Source organism: Caproiciproducens sp. (genome assembly GCF_053840905.1).
The window spans coordinates 53,117-72,872 of the sequence record NZ_JBNLXQ010000013.1; the positions used below are offsets into that span (position 1 = coordinate 53,117).

Genomic DNA, 19,756 nt, shown 5'->3' on the forward strand with positions numbered 1-19,756 from the left:
GTTGTAATGGAAGTCAACCGGGAATACGCGGTGCAGATGCACGGTATTACAAAAATGTTCGGCTCCTTTTGCGCTTTGAACGACGTCAGTCTCGATGTTAAGAAGGGTACGATTCATGCCATATTGGGCGAGAACGGCGCCGGAAAAAGCACATTGATGAATGTTCTGTACGGCCTGTATCAGGCCGAAGCGGGGGAAATCTTCCTGAATGGGGAAAAGGTCAATATCAAAAACCCGAATGTTGCCATTGAACACGGAATCGGCATGGTCCATCAGCACTTCATGCTGGTAGACAATTTCACCGTGACCCAGAACATTATTCTGGGCAACGAAGTGACTAATCAGTTCGGCGTATTAAATATGAAAAAAGCACGCGAGGAAATTCTTGAGATCGTAAAGAAATACGGGCTGGAAGTGGATCCGGACGAAAAAATCGAAGATATTTCCGTTGGCATGCAGCAGCGTGTTGAAATATTAAAGGCGCTCTACCGCGGAGTCGACCTGCTCATTCTGGATGAGCCCACGGCGGTTCTTACTCCGCAGGAAATCGATGACCTGATTCAGATCATGCGGAATCTGATAGCGGATGGGAAAACGATCATTATCATCACCCATAAGCTCAAGGAGATCAAAGCCTCCTCGGACGTCTGCACCATTATCCGCCGCGGCGAGTATATCGACACGGTAAACGTCGCCGACGTGGACCAGGAGGAGCTTGCCACCAAGATGGTCGGCCACGCGGTCCAGCTTGTGGTCGAAAAATCCCCGGCCGATCCGGGCGAGGTCGTCTTTGAGATCGACAATCTGACGGTCAGGGACGAACGGAAGCTGGACGCGGTCAAAAATCTGTCGCTGAAGGTGCGCAAAGGAGAAATCGTCGGCGTGGCGGGCATTGACGGAAACGGCCAGAAAGAGCTGGTCGAAGCCATCACCAACCTGACAAGGGCGGAGAGCGGCACTATCAAAATCAACGGAACCGAAATCCAGAACACGACGCCGCGCAACGTCATCGACCATAAAATCTCCACGGTGCACGAAGACCGGCAGAAGCGCGGCCTGGTGCTTCCGTTCACAGTGGCGGAAAATATGGTGATCGAAAAATACCGCAGCCGGCCGTACAGCAAAAGCGGCATGCTCAACAGGAGCGAAATCCTCTCCTATACGAAGAACCTGATCAAAGAGTACGATATCCGCCCGGATAACTGCGAAAGCCAGCCGGTGCGCGGGCTTTCCGGAGGAAACCAGCAGAAGGTCATTCTTGCGCGTGAAATATCGAACGAGCCCGATCTTCTGGTCGCCGTTCAGCCGACCCGCGGGCTGGACGTAGGGGCGATTGAATACGTACATAAGACGCTGGTGCGCGAACGGGACAGGGGCAGGGCGATCCTGCTGATTTCCCTGGAGCTTGACGAGGTCATGAATGTCGCGGATACCATCGACGTGATTTACGCGGGAACGATTGTCGACAGCTTCAGGCAGGGAGAGGTCGACGAAAAAACGGTAGGACTTTTGATGGCGGGAGGTAAGCATGATGAAAACAACAGTCAAAATTCTTAAAAAACCGATTACCTCCACCCTGATTGCGATTCTGTTCGGTTTTCTGGTTGCCGCGGTCGTGCTCGTGTTTGCGGGCTACAACCCATGGGACTCCTTCGGTGCGCTGTTCCGGGGAATCTTCGCAAAGCCGAAGTACATTTCCAACGTCATTATCAAGGCGACGCCCATCATATTGACCGGGCTGAGCGTTGCGTTTGCCTTTAAAACCGGTCTGTTCAATATCGGTGCCGAGGGCCAGTACATAGCGGGAACCATCGCCGCCGTCTGCGTTGGCGTCAAATTTGACTTTGCCCCCGTTATCCAGATTCCGCTTGTGGTCCTTTCCGGCGTGCTTGCCGGGGCTCTTTTCGGCGGGATCATCGGCTATCTGAAAGCGCGGTTCGGCATCCATGAGGTCATCACCAGCATCATGCTGAACTGGATCGGCCTTTACCTTTCCAACTTTATTGTCAATACGGCGGCTTACCATCAGCCGAATTCCACAAGCTCCTTCGCGGTGAACGAATCGAGCTTCACCATGCTTCTGCCGAACTGGAAAACCTCCAAGGAGGGCATGGCCGCGCTGAAGCCGCACCAGTGGCTGTATGAAATGATGCTGAAAACGGATGTGAATTTTGGCATTCTGATCGCCGTGATCATGGCCCTTGCCATCTGGGTGCTGCTTTACCGCTCCACAAAGGGCTACGAGCTGCGCGCGGTCGGCTTTAACCGCGACGCCGCGGAATTCGCCGGCATCAACGTGGGCCGCAACATCACCCAGGCGATGCTGATCGCGGGGGCTCTGGCGGGCCTTGCGGGCGCGCTGGCGGTTACGGGAACCTCGCCGCACAAAATTTCCCAGATGGCGGCGTTTGAAAACAACGGCTTCAACGGCCTGTCCGTCGCGCTGATCGCCGGTTCCTCTCCGGTAGGCTGCATCTTTGCCGGGCTTTTGTTCGGCGGCCTGCTTTACGGCGGACAGAGCGTGCAGCAGGACGTCGGCGCCCCGACGGAAATTATCAACATCATGATCGGCACCATCGTGTTCTTTGTGGCTCTGACGAAAATTGTGCCGTCACTTGCCGACAGGCTTGAAAAGAGAGGTGCTCGCCGTGTTAAGTAAAATTCTTCTGTTGCTCGGCATTACGCTGATGTACTCGACCCCCCTGGTGTTCGGCGCGCTGGGCGGCGTCATTTCGGAGCGCTCCGGCGTCGTCAACATCGGTATCGAGGGAATGATGACGGTGGGCGCGTTTACGGCGGCCGCGGTCAGCTATTTTACCGGCAATCCGTGGCTCGGCCTGCTTGCGGCCGGGGCGGCGGGCGGCCTGATCTCCCTTTTGCACGCGGTGGCTTCCGTTACCTTTAAGGCGGACCAGACCATTTCCGGTATCGCCATCAATCTGATCGGACCGGGGCTGGCGCTGTTTTTCTGCCGCCTGATGTTCGACGACGCGACCATGACGCTTCCCGCAAAAACACTGCCGAAGCTGTTTGGGGAAAGCGGGTTTGCCGACAGCCCCCTGAAAAACCTGAACGTGGACGTCACGGTCGTGCTTGCGCTTGCGGTGTCCGCCGTCATGTGGTTTTTCCTTTACCGGACCAAATGGGGGCTCCATGTGCGCTCGGTGGGCGAGCATCCCGCCGCGGCCGACACCCTGGGCATTAACGTCAGCCGCGTCCGCTACCTGTGCGTGTTCGCATCCGGTATCCTGGCCGGTTTCGGCGGCGCTTCCATGACGCTTGCCATCATCTCTCAGTTTACGCCGACCGCGATCAGCGGGCAGGGCTTCATCGCGCTGGCAGCCGTTATCTTCGGAAAATGGACTCCGTTCGGCGCTTACGGCGCATGCCTGCTCTTCGGCTTCGCGCAGGCTCTGACGATCGTGCTGGGCGGCGGCGACTTTGCCGTTCCGTCCCAGATTCTTGCGATGCTTCCGTACATTCTGACCATTGTGGTCCTGGTTCTGTTCGTCGGCCGTTCGGTCGCCCCGAAGGCGGACGGCGAGCCTTATGAAAAGGGCGTAAGATAACGGGGCTGCAGCATTGAAAATAAAAAAGGAGATCATGAAAATGGATCACCGGGAAATACTGGAGAAAGTAGATCATACCCTGCTGACACAGACCGCGACATGGGAAGAAATCAGGCAGATCTGCGACGACGCGGTCAAATACCGCACCGCGTCGGTCTGCATCCCCGCCGCGTACGTGAAGCGCGCGAAGGAATACGTCGGAGACAAAATGGCGGTCTGCACCGTGATCGGTTTTCCGAACGGCTATTCCACGACGGCGGTCAAGGTGTTTGAAACGAAGGACGCGATTCGGAACGGCGCCGATGAAATCGATATGGTCGTCAATATCGGCTGGGTGAAAGACGGGCTTTTCGATTTGCAGCTGGACGAAATCCGGCAGGTAAAAGCCGCCTGCGGCACGCGCATCCTGAAGGTCATTATTGAAACCTGTTTGCTGACGAAGGAAGAAAAGATAAAAATGTGCGGGGTAGTGACCGAATCCGGCGCGGATTTCATCAAGACTTCCACCGGCTTTTCGACGGCGGGTGCCACGTTTGAAGACGTCGCGCTGTTTGCCGCCCACATCGGGCCGAAGGTCAGGATCAAGGCCGCCGGCGGCATCAAAACCATGGACGACGCGGAGAAATTCGTGTCGCTCGGGGCTTCCCGCCTCGGCACGAGCAGGATTATCAAAATTATAAAAAATGAAGAGGCGCACGGATATTGACCGGCTCCCGGCAAATATAAAAATTCTGAGGAGCGGCGGCAGCCGTTCCTCAATTCTATCTACAGCAATTTCATTCAATTTGCGAGACGAAACACGTTCTTCCCCGCCGAAAGCGGGGAAGAACACAACCTTGTTGCCGGAACAACTGGAAATGCTATAGGAAAAAAGGTGAAGAGATGGAAGATTATAAAGAATTGGTTGCGGCGGCTATTTCCGCAAGGGAAATGGCCTACACCCCCTACTCGGGATTCGGAGTGGGCGCGGCGCTGCTGACGAAGAGCGGAAAGCTTTACAAGGGCTGCAACATTGAAAACGCGACCTTTACCCCCACGAACTGCGCCGAGCGCACGGCTTTTTTCAAAGCGGTCAGCGAGGGAGAAACGGAGTTCGACTGCATCGCGATTGTCGGCGGTAAAACCGGGGAGCCCGTCAACGGGCTTTGCCCGCCCTGCGGGGTCTGCCGTCAGGTCATGATGGAATTCTGCGACCCGGCGACCTTTCGGATCATTCTCGGGAAAAACCCGGAGCAGTGGGAGGTTTTCACTCTGAAGGATTTGCTCCCGCTCGGGTTCAGCAAGGCGAATATGGAGGAATAGAATGATCAATCATATTGTTTTCGACATGGGACAGGTGCTGGTGGATTTTAATCCGGACTTTTTTATCAGTCATTATACCGGGGACCCGGAGGATATCCGCCTGATTCGTTCCAAGGTGTTTGAAACGGGCGCATGGAAGGAGATTGACCGCGGCACCATTACGGAGGAAGAGCTGATCGGGCCGGTCTGCTCGTGCCTGCCGGCGCGCCTGCACGGCGCCGTGACAGAGCTGCTGCTGAACTGGATCGATCACATGCGGATCATGGACAATATTCTGCCGCTGGTGCGCGAACTGAAGGAAAACGGCTATTCGCTGTATCTGCTGTCCAACGCGGGGAAAAAAATTCACGGCATCACGCCGAAAATTACGGCTCTGCGGTATTTTTCAGGTGTTTTCTTTTCGGCGGATTTCCACTGCGTCAAACCGGACGAGGAAATCTACCGGAAGTTTTTTAAGGAGTTTTCACTCGATCCGCGCGAGTGTTACTTTATCGACGACCGCGCGGACAATGTGGAAGCGGGAAGAAGATTCGGCATGGAAGGATACTGCTACGAAGGGGACCCGGACGTGCTCCGTACGGCCCTTCAGGAAAACGGAATCTTCCTGCTGGATAAAATGATCGTAGGAAGGTGACTGAAAATGAGAATGTATGATATCATTGCGAAAAAGCGCGACGGCGGGTCGCTCTCCGATGAGGAAATCCGGTTCTTTATCAACGGCTATGTCAAGGGGGAGATCCCGGATTATCAGGTATCCGCTCTGCTGATGGCCATTTATTTTCGGGGGATGACGGACAGGGAAACGGCCTCCCTGACCATGTGCATGGCCAACTCCGGCGAAACCGTGGATTTGTCCTCCATAGACGGTGTCAAGGTGGATAAACACAGCACCGGCGGAGTCGGCGATAAGACCACGCTGATCATTTCGCCGATCGTCGCGTCCCTGGGGGTACGCGTCGCGAAAATGAGCGGGCGCGGGCTGGGCCACACCGGCGGCACGGTGGATAAAATGGAAGCCATTCCGGGAATGCAGACCTCCATTGACCGTGAGAAATTCTTCGATATTGTACGGAAGGTGGGCGTCAGCGTGATCGGCCAGTCCGGCAATCTGGTGCCCGCGGACAAAAAGCTTTACGCGCTGCGCGACGTGACCGCGACGGTGGAAAGCATCCCGCTGATCGCTTCCAGCATTATGAGCAAAAAAATCGCTGCCGGCTCCGACTGCATCCTGCTGGACGTCAAAACCGGGAGCGGCGCTTTCATGAAAACGGTGGACGATTCCATCCGGCTGGCGCAGGCAATGGTGGCGATCGGCGAGCATGTCGGGCGCAGGACCATCGCGCTGATCACCGACATGGACCGTCCGCTCGGAAACGCCGTCGGCAACTCGCTGGAAATCAGGGAGGTCTGTGAAACGCTCAAGGGGCACGGGCCCGGAGACCTCACGGAAATCTGTCTGGAGCTTGCCGCCAATATGCTGTTTCTGGCGGGCAAAGGAAGTATGGAGGAGTGCAAAAAGCTTGCCGGACGCCAGATCGGCAACGGCGAGGCCTTTGCAAAGCTCAGGGAAATGGTCGCGGCGCAGGGCGGCGACACCGCCGTTTTGGACGACGGCGCAAGATTTACACAGGCAAAGGTCAAATATGACGTTCCGGCGCTGTGCGAAGGGTATCTCTACTCCATGAATACGGAGCAGTGCGGGATCGCCTCCGTCGAGCTGGGCGCGGGGCGCGAGAAGAAAGAGGATTCCATCGATTTCAGCGCGGGCATCCTGCTCCGCAAAAAGATCGGGGATTACGTCAAAAAAGGCGACGTGATCGCGGAGTTTTACTCCTCCTCTTTGGACAAATGCAGGGAAGCGGAAAAGCTGTTTGAAAGCGCGGTTTCCATCCGCCCGGAAAAACCCGCGTTTGTCCCGGTGATTCACGGCCGGGTGACCGTGGACGGCGTAGAAAAATACTAAAAAAGCAATTCCATTTCGGTTTGCGAGATAAAACGCGTTTCTCCCCCGCCGAAGGCGGGGGAGAAACGCAATGCTGTTGCAGAATCAACTGGAAATGCTGTAATCGTAAGGATTGGAGTGGGGATTTTTCTTATTTTTTGATCGATTCGATTCCGGCAATCAAAGTCACTTCATCGATCGCTCCCTGATAGGCGTTCACAATATAGCCGTCCCGGTCGATAAAGATCGTGTCCGGAATGGCAGAAATTCCGTAAGTATTCGCGGCCTGCTGCTCCTTGTCAAAGTAAACGGGGAATTCATAGCCTTGCTCTTTTACATAATTCTGCCCTTTTTCCTGCGTTTCCCGCTGACCGTCCACCAGATCGATCATCAGAAAGACCACGCCGTCTTTTTCCTTCTGGTACTGGCTGTTGAAATGCGGCATTTCTCCCTTGCACGGCGGGCACCAGGAGGCCCAGAAATTCAGCACAACGGGTTTCCCCTGAAAGTCCGACAGCCTGACCTTGTTGCCTTTTTCATCGAATACGGTAAAATCGGGAGCCTGTGTTTTCCCGCTTTCTCCCGCGGAGCCGCCTGTCTCGGACGATGCCGGCAAATTTGGCCGGAACCGGTTGGATAACGTGTTGTAGGCATAGTAAACGACGGCGAAGAATACCACGAACGCGAGAAATCCCAGCAAAATTTTTCCGTTTGTTTTCATATCGTACTCCTCAAAAAGTAAATAGGGACAAAAAGCAGCCCATAAGTCCGGTCGCCATCATCAGGCCGACGACGACGAGCAATCCGCCCGAAATCATGCCGATGATCCGGTAGTTCCTTTTGATAAAGTCAAACGCGGACATGAGGCGGTCGATCAAAACAGCGCTGATCAGAAAGGGAATCCCCAACCCAAGCGAAAACGAGAGAAGCATAAAAATGCCTTTCATGCTTTCCCCGCTCGAAGCGGCGAGCATCAGAGCGGAGCCTAAAAACGCGCCTACGCAGGGGGTCCAGCCAATGGAAAAGATTACGCCGAACAGCACGGAGGCCCCAAAATCCATATTTCTCTTTTTGAAATTCAGCTGCCGGTTTCCATTCAGAAAAGGGATTTTGATCAGCCCCATAAAATTTAACCCAAACAGGATGACGACCATACCGGTGACAAGATTCACCGCGGTTTGATATTCCTTCAGAAAGCTTCCGACCGTCCCCGCGAATGCTCCCATCGCCGTAAATACAAGGGTGAAGCCAAGCACAAACCCCAAGGAATTCCGAATGGCCGGGGCCTTTTGATTCTGAATCCCCTGTCCCGCAAAATAGGAAATATAGATCGGCAGCATGGGTAAGAGGCAGGGAGAAATAAATGTGATGATCCCTTCCAGGAATGAAATCAGATAATCCATGGCCTCTCCTTCCTTTCTGAAACTGTGTTTTCCATTTGTATTTTTTCCAAAGTGTGTATATTCATGATAACATATAAAATCTTTTGGATCGGTGATCAGGTCACATTCCCATCCAAATAAGACGAAAAAGGAATCCTCCGCCGGCTGCGGGGGATTCCTTTTCTGCTGCGGCTTTAAGCGTCCAGCCCTTCAAACTGCATGTTGTAGTATTTTGCGTAGGTGCCGTTTTTCTCGATCAGCTCCTGGTGGGTGCCGCGCTCCTCGATGCCGTCGTCGCTGATCACGATGATTTCATCCGCGTTGCTGATGGTGCTAAGCCGGTGGGCGATCACGATGGTGGTCCTGTCCCTGGACAGCTCCTCCAGCGAATTCTGGATATGGCGCTCGCTTTCGTTGTCCAGCGCGCTGGTCGCTTCGTCCAGAATCAGGATTTTCGGATTTTTCAGAAAGACGCGGGCAATGGCCAGACGCTGCTTCTGCCCGCCGGAAAGGCGCGTGCCGCGCTCGCCGACATAGGTGTCGTAGCCGTCGTCAAGCCCCGCGATAAAGTCGTGGATATTCGCGCTCCTTGCGGCGGAGATGATTTCCTCATCCGTCGCGTCCGGTTTGCCGTAGGCAATGTTTTCTTTGATGCTGCCCGCAAACATGTAGACGTCCTGCTGGACGATCCCGATTGCGCTGCGCAGGGATTTCAGCCTGATATCGCGCACATCCCTGCCGTCGATTTTTACGCTTCCGGCGGTCACGTCGTAAAAACGGGGCAGAAGGGAACAAAGAGTGGTTTTGCCGCCGCCCGAAGGCCCGACCAGCGCCACGGTTTTTCCCGCTCCAATCGAAATATTGATATTTTCCAGCACGTCGTTCGCGGAATCGTAACTGAACGATACGTTTTCATACCGGATGTCGCCTTTTACGTCCTTCAGCTCGGCCGCGCCGGGCCGGTCGATGATCTCCGGCTTCGTTTCCACCACTTCGATAAAGCGCTTGAAGCCGGAGTAGCCCTTCTGGAACTGTTCGGTAAATTCGATCAGTATGTCGATAGGGTTGATAATAATGTTGATGTACAGGGCATAGACCGCCAGGTCGACAACATGCAGCGAGCCCTGCGCGATAAACAGGCCGCCGCTGACCAGCACGGTCAGAAAGAGAAGCCCTTCAAAAAACGAGGTGCCCGCGCGGAAGCTTCCCATCACCCGGTAGCTGCTCTCTTTCGAGTCCAGAAATTTCAGGTTGCTTTCGCTGAATTTGGCCTGCTCCAGCTCTTCGTTGCCAAAGCTTTTTACCACCCGGATGCCGGACAGGCTGTCCTGTACGCGGGAATTGACGCCCGCGATTTTTCTGCGGTTGTCCATGAACACCGCGCGCATCTTCTGGTTCTGGTGAATGCTGAAAACAATCATAATCAGCGTCACTCCCAGCAGAATCAGGGTCATCGGGACGTTGATGATCATCATCAGCGCAAAGCTTCCCAGAATTTTCAAAAGTGAAATCAGAATGTTTTCCGGCCCGTGGTGGGCAAGCTCGCTGATGTCGAACAGGTCGGACACAAGCTTGCTCATCATTTCTCCGGTATTATTGCGGTCGTAATACGAAAAGGAAAGGCGCTGCAGGTGGTCAAACAGATCCTGTCTCATGTCGCTTTCCATTCTGGCGCCCATTACGTGTCCCCAGCTGGTAATGTAGTACTGGCAGCCGAGGCGGATCAGCTCCATGACCAGAAGGGCCGCCGCAATCCACGGGAGATTCTCCAAAATGGTGTGCGCTTCCCGCGCAAACAGGCCCTTGGTCAGAAGGTTCAGAATCTGCGGAAACGCGACGTCAACCGCCGACACGATCAGCGCGCAGAACATATCGAAGTAAAACATTCCCCGGTATGGCTTGTAGTATCTTATAAATTTTTTAAAAATCGACATTGCATGCTCCCTAATATCATTTCTTCCGTTACTGTTTTTCGGGTTCGCCGTATTCCTCTCCGAACGTATCGACGGTAACGCTCTTCATGATTTCGTCTTCATACGGCTTATCCCTGTAGTCGCGGCGAACCGACACAATGCGCTCCGCTTCCTCCATTCCCTCGGTCACCTTGCCGAAAGCGGCGTATTCCCCGTCAAGGTGCGGCGCGTCGGCAACCATGATAAAGAACTGGGACCCCGCGCTGTTCGGGCTCATGGACCTCGCCATGGAAATGACGCCCTTCGCGTGCTTCAGGTCGTTCTGAAAACGGTTGGAGCGGAATTCGCCCTTGATGCTGTAGCCGGGGCCGCCCATTCCGGTTCCTTCCGGGTCACCTCCCTGGATCATGAATCCGGGGATCACGCGGTGAAAGATGGTTCCGTCATAAAACCCCTTTTTGACAAGGGAAATAAAATTCCTTACGGTGTTCGGAGCAATTTCAGGATAAAGCTCGATTTTGATCGTGCCGCGGCCCGTTTGAATGGTAACAATTGGATTTTTCATAATTTTCCTCCATCAATTCTGTAAAAAGTCATATCCCTATTATAGCGGGAATCCGGGTTTCCTTCAAGGCATATTTTTGATAGAAGGAGTGCTGCGTTTCCACCGTTTCTTATGCTTTTTACGGAAGCCCTGAGGAAAATTATTTACTCTTTTCGGTATGAATATGATATAATAGCCCCAAAAGCTTTGCCTCAGCTGAAAATAAGCAGTTCCTCCGGCGGGCCGGAGGCGGAAATAGAAAAGGGAGGATGAAGGATTGAAGCTGGTATCATGGAATGTCAACGGGCTTCGCGCCTGTTTGAACAAGGGCTTTACGGACTATTTTCAGTCGGCCGACGCCGACGCCGTGTGCGTTCAGGAAACGAAAATGCAGCCGGAGCAGGCGGAGATCGTTTTGCCGGGCTACCGGCAGTACTGGAATTCCGCGGAAAAAAAGGGCTATTCCGGCACGGCTGTTTTCACCAGAATGGAACCTCTTTCCGTCGGTTACGATATCGGCGACCCGGAGCATGTCGGCGAAGGGCGTTCCATTACGCTGGAATTTGAGGATTTTTACCTTGTGACGGTGTATACGCCCAATTCCCAGCGGGACCTGGTGCGCATCGAGTACCGGATGCGCTGGGAGGACGCTTTCCGCGCTTACCTGAAACAGCTCGACGCGAAAAAACCGGTCGTTGTGTGCGGGGACATGAATGTGGCGCATAATGAGATCGATCTGAAAAATCCGAAAACGAATGTCGGCAACGCCGGCTTTTCCTTTGAGGAACGCGAAAAGATGTCCGAACTGCTCGCCGCCGGGTTTACGGACACCTTCCGCTACCTGCACCCGGAGGAAACGGGCGCCTATACGTGGTGGTCTTATATGTTTAAGGCAAGGGAGAAAAACGCGGGGTGGCGGATCGATTATTTCCTTGTGTCCGACTCCATCCGCGACAGAATCGAGGCCAGCAGCATACACCCGGAGGTGATGGGCAGCGACCATTGCCCGGTCGAGCTTATTTTGTCCATGAAAAATACACAGACGGGAGAATAGAGGATGCAACTGATATTTTACGGTGCGGACAAAGAAGTCACCGGAAGCTGCCATTGCTTACTTGTAAACGGAAAAAAGATTTTGATCGACTGCGGCCTGCAGCAGGGCGCCGATGAAGACGACAACCACAGGCTGCCTTTTTATGCGTCCCAGATCGATTACGTCATCGTGACGCATGCGCATATTGACCACAGCGGCCGGCTGCCGCTTCTGGTCAAGAACGGCTACGACGGAAAAATGTACGCGACCGGGGCGACCTGCAAGCTGCTTTCCATCATGCTGCGCGACAGTGCCCATATACAGGAGATGGACGCGATCAACGAGAACCGGAAGGGAAGGCGCGCCGGGCGCGAACCGGAGGAGCCGATTTACACCGTGGAGGACGCGCAGGAAACGCTGAACCGGCTGATCCCGTTTTCCTACGGGGAAATGGTGGAGCTTTGCGAAGGGGTCCGTTTCCGCTTTACGGACGCCGGTCACCTGCTCGGCTCCGCGGCGGTGGAGATGTGGCTGACGGAGCACGGCGAGACGAAAAAAATCGTCTTTTCCGGGGATATCGGCAACAAAAACCAGCCAATCATCCGCGACCCGCAGTATATCCGGGAAGCGGATTATGTGGTGATGGAATCGACCTACGGCGACCGCGATCATGAAAAGATGGACGACTATGTCCCGAAGCTCGCCGAGGTTTTCGATAAAACCCTTTCCGCCGGGGGCAACGTGGTCATCCCCAGCTTTGCGGTCGGCCGCACGCAGGAGCTGCTTTACTATATCCGTGAGATGAAGGAGCGCGGCCTTGTCAGAAGCAACCCGGATTTCCCGGTTTATGTGGACAGCCCGCTTGCGGCGGAAGCAACCAGAATCTACGGCGGCAATCTGGACGGTTACGCCGACGATGCCACCGTCAAGGTCATCAGAGCCGGATTTGAGCCGATTCGTTTTTCCAACCTGAATATCTGCGCCAGCGTGGAGGAATCCAAAGCGCTGAATATGGATAACGTGCCCAAGGTCATCATTTCCTCCAGCGGCATGTGCGAGGCCGGACGAATCCGCCACCACCTCAAGCATAATCTGTGGCGGCCGGAATGCGCGGTCGTGTTCGTGGGCTATCAGGCCAACGGCACCCTCGGCAGAATGCTGGTCGACGGGATCGATCAGGTGAAGCTTTTCGGTGAAGAAATCACGGTACAGGCGCATATTTACAATTTCCGTGCGCTTTCCGCGCACGCGGACCGGTCGGGCCTGATGCAGTGGATCCGGGTGTTTGACCCCAAACCGAAGCGCGTGTTTGTGGTGCACGGGGAGCTGCAGGTCAGCGAGATGTTCGGCGACACCCTGCGGCAGCTGGGCTACAACGCGATTGTCCCCAATTTTGAAGCCTCTTTTGACCTGGCGGAAAACAGCGTTCTGGAAGAGGGCGTCGCGCCGGAGCTGCGCGGCCCGCGCAGGGAGGACAGGGGAAAGAAATTCTCCGCTCCGTTTGCCCGCCTGATGGAGGCCGGAAAACGGCTGATCCAGGTGATACAGCGAAACGAGGGCGGCGCGAACAAGGACCTTGCCAAATTTGCCGACCAGATCAACGCGCTGAGCGAGAAATGGAACCGGTAATCCGCTTTCACAGGACGATAAAAATCCCCAGCCGGCAGCAATGCCGGCTGGGGATGTATTTTACACGGTATTTTTCTGTCAGTTTTCCTTTTTCAGCAGGTCACGGATTTCCGTCAGCAGCGCTTCTTCCCGGCTGGTTTCCGGGGCGGCGGGCGGGGCCTCTTCCTTTTTCCGCTTCAGGCGGTTGGACGCCTTGATAACAAGAAAAATGGAAAAAGCGATGGCGATGAAATCCAGCACCGCCTGCAGAAAATTTCCGTAGGTAATGGCAATCGGTTTGGCGCTCCCTATCGCTGTGGGGATGGTCACCGCCAGAGCCGTCAAATTGATTCTGCCGGTCACGAGCGAAAGCACGGGCATAATGATGTCGGTTACCAGCGAGGACACGATTTTCCCGAACGCGCCGCCTATGACCACGCCGACCGCCATATCCATGACGTTTCCGCGCATGGCAAATTCTTTAAATTCACTGATTAATTTTTTCATGATCTTTTCTCCGTCTCTTCATTCGTTTGTGCGGTAAGCTTCTCCCTGGCGACGGCCAGCATCAGCTTGATCCGGTTTTCCTGGTTGACACGCGTCGCGCTCGGGTCGTAGTCGATGGGGACGATATTGGACCGTTCGTCCACCGCTTTGATCCGGTGGATCATGCCTTTGCCGCAGATATGGTTCGGCAGGCAGCCAAACGGTTGTGTGCACACGATATTCTCATAGCCCTGCTCGACCAGTTCCAGCATTTCCGCGGTCAGAAGCCAGCCTTCGCCCATCTTGTTGCCGTAGCCGATGACGTTTTTCACCAGGCTTTTCGTGTGGGCGTAGGGCTCCGGCGCCAGAAAGCGGGGCTCGGCTTTCACCGCGCGGATCAGGACATCCTGCATTTTCAGCAGATAGTCCATCAATGCCTTGACGACCACGTATTTTGCCTTGTTTCCGCCGTAAAGCTTGATATCCTCCAGCCGGTTGTCGACCTTGAAAAGGGCGAAATTCAGGATGCCCGGCACGTTTACCTCACAGTCCTGCTCCGCGAGGAAATCCTCCAGATGGTTGTTGCCCAGCGCGGAATATTTCACATAGATTTCCCCGACGACGCCGACCTTGATTTTCGGCCTGCGGTCGATTTCGATCCGCGCGAAATCGCGGACGATTTTATTCAGGTTTTCTTTGAGCTGCTTCAGCGACAGGCCCTGCCCGCGATTGAACTGCTCCGTCAGGGTGTCCGTCCATTGTCTGACCATCCGGCCGCTCTCGCCGGAAACCGTTTCATATGCCTTCGTCTGGTTGTCCAGCAGCATCAGCGCGTCTCCGTAGACAAGCCCCGCGATAAATTTCCGCAGCATCGGCAGCGTCAGCGTAAATCCGGGGTTGCTTTCCAGCCCGGACATATTGAGCGAAACAACCGGCACCCGTTCCAGCCCGGCCTTTTTCAGCGCCTTGCGCAGAAGGTGGATATAGTTGGACGCGCGGCAGCCGCCGCCCGTCTGGGTAATGATCAGCGCGGTGCGGTCCAGGTCGTATTTCCCCGAGTGGAGCGCGTCGATAAACTGGCCGATGACCAGCAAAGCGGGGTAGCAGGTGTCGTTATGGACATATTTCAGGCCCTCCTGCACGACGTTCGGGCCGTCGTTCGTCAAAAGCTCAATATGGTATCCGCAGTTGTTCAGCACGTTTACGATCAGCTGAAAATGGATCGGGGCCATCATGGGACAGAGGATGGTATATTCCTTTTTCATTTCCTTCGTGAAAAGCAAGCGGCCGTCCTTGCTGAATTTCAGTTCCGCCAAAAAATCACCTCATTTCTCCAGAGCGGCAAAGAGGCTGCGCAGCCTGATCTTCACCGCGCCGAGATTCGTAATTTCATCGATCTTGATCTGTGTGTAAATTTTGCCGTTCGCTTCCAGAATGCTGCGTACCTCGTCGGTGGTAATGGCGTCTACGCCGCAGCCGAACGAAACGAGCTGGACAAGGTTCATGTCGGGCTTGTCGCCGATGTATTCGGCGGCCGCGTAGAGCCTTGCGTGATAGGTCCACTGGTTCAGGACCGTGGTGTGGAAGCGCTTTACCTTATTGCTCAGCACGTCTTCCGAGATGACCGCCGCGCCCAGGCTGACGATCAGCTTGTCGATGCCGTGGTTGATTTCCGGGTCGAGATGGTAGGGCCTTCCGCTCAGGACGATGATCGGCTTGCGCTGCTTCTGCGCTTCGGCAATGATCCGGTCGCCCTTTTCGTGCACCTTCGCAAAATAGCCGTCGTATTCGCGGTACGCTTCTTTTGCCGCCTCTTTTACCTCGGAAAGGGGGATATCGTCAAAATATCCGGAAAGAATCCCGTGCATCTTTTTCGGGAAGTCGCGCTTTCTGTGGATCCCGACATAGTCGTGGATCAGGCGGAAGCCTTCCGGCAGGCTCATGTTTGCGGAAATGACCTCCGGATAATAGGCGACGACGGGGCAGTTGTAGTGATTGTCGCCCAGACCCTCGTCGAAATTATACGACATGCAGGGGTAAAAAATATTTTTCACGCCCTCGTCGATCAAAGCCTGCACATGCCCGTGCATCAGCTTTGCGGGGAAGCAGACCGTGTCGGAAGGAATGGTGCTCTGGCCCTCGATGTAAAGCTCCCTGCTGGAAAGGGGAGAGAGCGTTACCTCAAAGCCGAGCCTGGTAAAGAAGGTATGCCAGAAGGGGAGCAGCTCGTAGAGATTCAGCCCCATCGGAATGCCGATTTTGCCCCTTCTGCCCGGTACGGGCCGGTAGGAGCGCAGCACGCCGAGCTTGTAGGCGTACATGTTGAGCTCATCCCCCGACGCGCGCCTCGTCACCGGTTTTTCGCAGCGGTTTCCGCCGATAAAGCGCCGGGTGCCGCCGAAGATGTTGATGGTCAGCCGGCAGTGGTTGTTGCACAGCCCGCAGGAGGTGACCCTGACGTCGTGCTGGAAGTTTTCCAGCTCCTCCCTGCCGATGATCGCGCTCTGTCCCTTTGAATGGGACCTGGCGTAGATCCCCGCGCCGTAAGCGCCCATCAGGCCGGAAATATCCGGGCGGGAAACGTTGACGCCCAGCTCGTTTTCAAACACGCGCAGCACCGCGTCGTTCAGGAAGGTGCCGCCCTGTACGACGATGTTGCGGCCCAGCTCCTCGGCCGAAGCCGCGCGGATGACCTTGTAGATCGCGTTTTTCACCACGCTGACGGAAAGGCCGGCGGAAATATCCTCGGTGGTCGCGCCGTCCTTCTGCGCCTGCTTGACCTGCGAATTCATAAACACGGTGCAGCGGGAACCCAGATCCACCGGGTGCTTCGCAAACAGACCCAGCTTCGCGAAATCCTCTATTTCATAGCCGAGCGTGTTGGCGAAGGTCTGTAAAAAAGAACCGCAGCCGGAGGAGCAGGCCTCGTTCAGAAAGATATTGTCGATTGCTCCGTTGCGGATTTTAAAGCATTTCATATCCTGCCCGCCGATGTCGATGACAAAATCGACGTCGGGCAGAAAACATTTGGCAGCCGTAAAGTGCGCCACCGTTTCCACGATGCCGAAGTCAATATTGAAGGCGTTTTTCAGAAGCTCCTCGCCGTAGCCCGTCACGGCGCCCGCTGCGATCCGGATTTTCGGGAAACGGTCGGAAACGCTGAGCAGGTATTCCCGGATGATTGGCACCGGGTTGCCCGAATTGCTGCGGTAAATGGAATCCAGCACCTCGCCGTCTCTGCCGAGCAGCACGGCCTTTACCGTGGTGGAACCCGCGTCGATCCCGAGGTAGGCGTCGCCCGTGTAGGTTTCCGCGCTGCCGCGCGGCGCTTTGCATTCGGCGTGGCGGCGGGTAAAGGCGTCGTAATCCGCCTGTGTTTCAAACAGCGGGGGGATGGAGAGAAAGTTCGCCGTATTGCCGTAGGCGGCGATGCTTTCGAGGGCGGTTTTCAGGTCGATTTCGGTGTCGCTGCTCAGCGCCGCCCCCAGCGCCACATAGTAAAGGGAATTTTCGGGGCATACGCCCTGGGTTTTCAGCGCCTGGTCAAAGCTTGCGCGCAGCTGCGGCAAAAAGGTGAGCGGCCCGCCCAGATAAATCACTTTTCCGGTGATTTTCCGGCCCTGCGCCAGCCCCGCGATCGTCTGGTTCGCCACGGCGGAGAAGATGCTGGCCGAAATGTCGCTTTTGCGCGCTCCCTGGTTCAGCAGGGGCTGAACGTCCGACTTTGCGAACACGCCGCAGCGCGAGGCAATGGTGTATATCTTCTCGTACTGCTCCGCCAGCCGGTCCATTTTGTCCAGAGAGATATTCAGAAGAGTCGCCATCTGGTCGATAAAGGCGCCGGTTCCTCCGGCGCAGGAGCCGTTCATGCGGACCTCCATGCCGCCGGATAAAAACAGCATTTTCGCGTCTTCCCCGCCGAGCTCGATAATGACGTCCGCGTCGGGAATCAGCTTCCCGATCGCCACGCGGGTGGCGTAAACCTCCTGAATAAACGGCAGCTTGCAGGACTGGGAAATCCCCATTCCGGCGGAACCGGAAACCGTAAGCCGGGCCTTTGCGCCTTTGAGGAGCTCGTGATCAATTTTTGTGAGAAGTTCCGACATTTTTTGCGTAATCTGGGAAAAGTGCCTCTCATAAGATTGATATATGATTTGATTGCCGTCGTCCAGCACCACGCATTTGATCGTGGTGGAGCCGACATCTAAGCCGATTTTCATAAAATGCCACCATTTCTGATTATGTTATTCCATAAGCGATAATAATACATTTTAGCCTGAAATAGTCCACATTGTCAAGCGACAGACTTTATAAATCTTCGGGTGTTCCGCGCCTGTCCCTCGGTGATAATTTTGATTCTTCCCCCGGCGAGGCACGGATTTCGACAGGTTTGCTCTTCCCACCGGCGGGGCCGTATGGTACAATTATGATCATAGGATGCTAAATATTGCTATTCCTGGAATCAGAATCCGGGTGTCCGGGCACTGTGATTCGGCCGGACGGAAAATCCGGATCGTCTTTCGTTTTTGGGAAAGGGGTGGTCGGTTTGCATGCGGATGCCGTACGGGAAAATTCAGAGGAGCAGAAGCTGGTGCTTGTCTTTTTCGGTTCCCCGAACAGGAACGGGACCACCGCGAGGCTTCTGAACGAATTCCTGAAGCCGCTGGAGGGGAATACGCGGATCGAGACCGTCAGCGCCTACGAGCGGAACATTGCGCCCTGCATTGCCTGCAACGTCTGCGCCGGGGAAGAAAGCTGCTCGCAGCCGGACTTTGACGATATTGACGCGCTGATCCGCGCCGCGGACGCGATCGTCGTCGCCACGCCGGTTTACAACCTCGGCCTGCCCGCGCCGCTCAAGGCGATTGTCGACCGTACGCAGCGGTATTTCGCGGCCCGGTTTTTCCTCGGCGTCAGGAACCCGGTTGAAAAGCATAAGCTGGCCGCCGTGCTGGTCACCTGCGGCTCAAAGGACTGCGAGGGCGCACAAATCATTGCCCGCCAGCTGAAGCCGGCGTTTTCCGCCGTCAATACCTCGCTCGCGGGCGTGGCCGTCTGGCCGGGAACGGATTTTGACGAAGGCCGCGAAACGTTTGAAAAAGCGCGGAATTCCGCCCGGGAGCTGGCGCTTGCTATAGAGTGTGAATTGTGATATCATAAAATGTAACCTAATTATTTGGGAGGAAAAAATATGTCTGGCCATTCAAAATGGAATAATATCAAACGTAAAAAAGAAAAGACAGACGGCGCAAAGGCGAAAGTATTTACAAAAATCGGCCGTGAGCTTGCCGTAGCGGTAAAAGAGGGCGGCGGCCCGGACCCCAACACCAACTCGAAATTAAAGGACTGCGTTGCCAAGGCGAAGGCCAACAATGTGCCTAATGACAATATTGAACGCATTATCAAAAAAGCTGCCGGAGACGGGGACGACACCAAGTATGAGAACATTACATACGAGGGATACGGCCCGAACGGCATCGCGGTCATTGTGGAAACGCTGACCGACAACCGCAACCGCACCGCCGGCGACGTCCGCCATTATTTCGACAAATTCGGCGGCAACCTCGGCACCACCGGCTGTGTTTCGTTTATGTTCGCCCAAAAGGGACTGATCGTCGTCGAAAGGGAGGGCCTTGAGGAAGACAAGGTCATGGAGGACAGCCTGGAAGCGGGCGCGTCCGATTTTCAGGCCGACGAGGACGTCTTTGAAATCTTCACCGAGCCGGAGGATTTCAGCGGCGTGCGCGACGACCTTGAAAAGAAAGGCTATGAGTTTGTTTCCGCGGAAGTGGAGATGGTGCCGAACACCTATACCACGCTGACCGACGAAGAATCCGTTGCCAAAATGCAGCGCCTGCTCGATGCCCTTGAGGACAACGACGACGTGCAGAATGTTTGGCACAACTGGGATAATCCGGATATGGACGACTAAGAATAATAGAAAGTTTTTCCATATTTGTGAAACATGGAGGAAGCA

General features: G+C 55.1%; 18 protein-coding genes. 11 read left to right on the top strand and 7 right to left on the bottom strand.

The window, feature by feature from the left end; translation table 11 throughout:
- Positions 1-6 precede the first annotated feature (6 nt).
- The 7 genes from ACQGQ5_RS12985 to ACQGQ5_RS13015 all read left to right on the top strand — a co-directional run bounded on the left by ACQGQ5_RS12985 (position 7) and on the right by ACQGQ5_RS13015 (position 6,834).
- Positions 7-1,557, top strand: a complete 1,551-nt coding sequence (locus tag ACQGQ5_RS12985; protein ID WP_455736915.1) for an ABC transporter ATP-binding protein — start codon at positions 7-9, stop codon at positions 1,555-1,557.
- Positions 1,532-2,659: an ABC transporter permease gene (locus ACQGQ5_RS12990; protein ID WP_455736940.1), complete on the top strand. Its 1,128-nt coding sequence runs from the start codon at positions 1,532-1,534 to the stop codon at positions 2,657-2,659. The genes ACQGQ5_RS12985 and ACQGQ5_RS12990 overlap by 26 nt, the downstream gene beginning before the upstream one ends.
- Positions 2,649-3,569, top strand: a complete 921-nt coding sequence (locus ACQGQ5_RS12995; RefSeq protein ID WP_455736916.1) for an ABC transporter permease — start codon at positions 2,649-2,651, stop codon at positions 3,567-3,569. Before ACQGQ5_RS12990 ends, ACQGQ5_RS12995 begins: the two co-directional genes overlap by 11 nt.
- 40 nt (positions 3,570-3,609) lie before the next feature.
- Positions 3,610-4,275, top strand: a complete 666-nt coding sequence (gene deoC / locus ACQGQ5_RS13000) for a deoxyribose-phosphate aldolase (protein ID WP_455736917.1) — start codon at positions 3,610-3,612, stop codon at positions 4,273-4,275.
- Positions 4,276-4,451: 176 nt separating this feature from the next.
- Positions 4,452-4,871, top strand: coding sequence for a cytidine deaminase (locus ACQGQ5_RS13005; RefSeq protein WP_455736918.1), 420 nt, complete (start codon positions 4,452-4,454; stop codon positions 4,869-4,871).
- A 1-nt stretch (position 4,872) separates the two neighbouring features.
- Positions 4,873-5,505, top strand: coding sequence for an HAD family hydrolase (locus ACQGQ5_RS13010; RefSeq protein ID WP_455736919.1), 633 nt, complete (start codon positions 4,873-4,875; stop codon positions 5,503-5,505).
- Positions 5,506-5,511: 6 nt separating this feature from the next.
- The gene (locus tag ACQGQ5_RS13015) at positions 5,512-6,834 is read left to right on the top strand and encodes a pyrimidine-nucleoside phosphorylase (protein ID WP_455736920.1); all 1,323 of its coding nucleotides are present in this window, start codon (positions 5,512-5,514) and stop codon (positions 6,832-6,834) included.
- Between the two features lie 130 nt (positions 6,835-6,964).
- On the opposite strand, the gene ACQGQ5_RS13020 is transcribed toward ACQGQ5_RS13015, so the two are convergent.
- From ACQGQ5_RS13020 to ACQGQ5_RS13035, 4 genes are all read right to left on the bottom strand, one after another.
- Positions 6,965-7,534, bottom strand: coding sequence for a TlpA family protein disulfide reductase (locus ACQGQ5_RS13020; protein WP_444657974.1), 570 nt, complete (start codon positions 7,532-7,534; stop codon positions 6,965-6,967).
- A gap of 10 nt (positions 7,535-7,544) precedes the next feature.
- Positions 7,545-8,216: a cytochrome c biogenesis CcdA family protein gene (locus tag ACQGQ5_RS13025; protein ID WP_455736921.1), complete on the bottom strand. Its 672-nt coding sequence runs from the start codon at positions 8,214-8,216 to the stop codon at positions 7,545-7,547.
- Between the two features lie 173 nt (positions 8,217-8,389).
- A complete protein-coding gene (locus tag ACQGQ5_RS13030; RefSeq protein WP_455736922.1) occupies positions 8,390-10,129 on the bottom strand; it encodes an ABC transporter ATP-binding protein in 1,740 nt (579 codons plus the stop codon).
- A gap of 28 nt (positions 10,130-10,157) precedes the next feature.
- Positions 10,158-10,673, bottom strand: coding sequence for a peptidylprolyl isomerase (locus ACQGQ5_RS13035; protein ID WP_455736923.1), 516 nt, complete (start codon positions 10,671-10,673; stop codon positions 10,158-10,160).
- 256 nt (positions 10,674-10,929) lie between these two features.
- Between ACQGQ5_RS13035 and ACQGQ5_RS13040 the strand changes: the two genes are divergently transcribed.
- Both ACQGQ5_RS13040 and ACQGQ5_RS13045 read left to right on the top strand, forming a co-directional pair.
- Positions 10,930-11,706: an exodeoxyribonuclease III gene (locus tag ACQGQ5_RS13040; RefSeq protein ID WP_455736924.1), complete on the top strand. Its 777-nt coding sequence runs from the start codon at positions 10,930-10,932 to the stop codon at positions 11,704-11,706.
- Between the two features lie 3 nt (positions 11,707-11,709).
- Positions 11,710-13,314 carry an MBL fold metallo-hydrolase RNA specificity domain-containing protein gene (locus tag ACQGQ5_RS13045; protein ID WP_455736925.1) on the top strand — a complete coding sequence of 535 codons (1,605 nt, stop codon included), beginning with the start codon at positions 11,710-11,712 and terminating at the stop codon, positions 13,312-13,314.
- Positions 13,315-13,392: 78 nt separating this feature from the next.
- Here ACQGQ5_RS13045 and mscL read toward each other — a convergent pair whose 3' ends face one another.
- From mscL to ACQGQ5_RS13060, 3 genes are read right to left on the bottom strand one after another with little or no spacing between them, the layout of a single operon-like run.
- Complete coding sequence (gene mscL, locus ACQGQ5_RS13050) at positions 13,393-13,800, bottom strand: large-conductance mechanosensitive channel protein MscL (RefSeq protein WP_455736926.1); 408 nt, start codon at positions 13,798-13,800, stop codon at positions 13,393-13,395.
- Positions 13,797-15,095, bottom strand: a complete 1,299-nt coding sequence (locus ACQGQ5_RS13055) for a 2-hydroxyglutaryl-CoA dehydratase (RefSeq protein ID WP_455736927.1) — start codon at positions 15,093-15,095, stop codon at positions 13,797-13,799. The genes mscL and ACQGQ5_RS13055 overlap by 4 nt, the downstream gene beginning before the upstream one ends.
- Before the next feature lie 9 nt (positions 15,096-15,104).
- A complete protein-coding gene (locus tag ACQGQ5_RS13060; RefSeq protein WP_455736928.1) occupies positions 15,105-17,999 on the bottom strand; it encodes an acyl-CoA dehydratase activase-related protein in 2,895 nt (964 codons plus the stop codon).
- A gap of 326 nt (positions 18,000-18,325) precedes the next feature.
- On the opposite strand from ACQGQ5_RS13060, the gene ACQGQ5_RS13065 reads away from it, so the two are divergent.
- Complete coding sequence (locus ACQGQ5_RS13065) at positions 18,326-18,931, top strand: flavodoxin family protein (protein ID WP_455736929.1); 606 nt, start codon at positions 18,326-18,328, stop codon at positions 18,929-18,931.
- A 39-nt stretch (positions 18,932-18,970) separates the two neighbouring features.
- Positions 18,971-19,711 (top strand): YebC/PmpR family DNA-binding transcriptional regulator, encoded by a 741-nt coding sequence (locus tag ACQGQ5_RS13070; RefSeq protein WP_455736930.1) that lies wholly within the window; start codon positions 18,971-18,973, stop codon positions 19,709-19,711.
- The last annotated feature ends 45 nt before the right edge of the window (positions 19,712-19,756 follow it).

Coding starts and splice junctions, on each gene's coding strand:
- ACQGQ5_RS13010 (WP_455736919.1), top strand. CDS start 4,873: ATGATCAATCATATTGTTTTCGACATGGGACAGGTGCTGGTGGATTTT.
- ACQGQ5_RS13025 (WP_455736921.1), bottom strand. CDS start 8,216: ATGGATTATCTGATTTCATTCCTGGAAGGGATCATCACATTTATTTCT.
- ACQGQ5_RS13030 (WP_455736922.1), bottom strand. CDS start 10,129: ATGTCGATTTTTAAAAAATTTATAAGATACTACAAGCCATACCGGGGA.
- ACQGQ5_RS13045 (WP_455736925.1), top strand. CDS start 11,710: ATGCAACTGATATTTTACGGTGCGGACAAAGAAGTCACCGGAAGCTGC.
- mscL (WP_455736926.1), bottom strand. CDS start 13,800: ATGAAAAAATTAATCAGTGAATTTAAAGAATTTGCCATGCGCGGAAAC.
- ACQGQ5_RS13035 (WP_455736923.1), bottom strand. CDS start 10,673: ATGAAAAATCCAATTGTTACCATTCAAACGGGCCGCGGCACGATCAAA.
- ACQGQ5_RS13020 (WP_444657974.1), bottom strand. CDS start 7,534: ATGAAAACAAACGGAAAAATTTTGCTGGGATTTCTCGCGTTCGTGGTA.
- ACQGQ5_RS13060 (WP_455736928.1), bottom strand. CDS start 17,999: ATGAAAATCGGCTTAGATGTCGGCTCCACCACGATCAAATGCGTGGTG.
- deoC (WP_455736917.1), top strand. CDS start 3,610: ATGGATCACCGGGAAATACTGGAGAAAGTAGATCATACCCTGCTGACA.
- ACQGQ5_RS13005 (WP_455736918.1), top strand. CDS start 4,452: ATGGAAGATTATAAAGAATTGGTTGCGGCGGCTATTTCCGCAAGGGAA.
- ACQGQ5_RS13070 (WP_455736930.1), top strand. CDS start 18,971: ATGTCTGGCCATTCAAAATGGAATAATATCAAACGTAAAAAAGAAAAG.
- ACQGQ5_RS12985 (WP_455736915.1), top strand. CDS start 7: ATGGAAGTCAACCGGGAATACGCGGTGCAGATGCACGGTATTACAAAA.
- ACQGQ5_RS13015 (WP_455736920.1), top strand. CDS start 5,512: ATGAGAATGTATGATATCATTGCGAAAAAGCGCGACGGCGGGTCGCTC.
- ACQGQ5_RS12990 (WP_455736940.1), top strand. CDS start 1,532: ATGAAAACAACAGTCAAAATTCTTAAAAAACCGATTACCTCCACCCTG.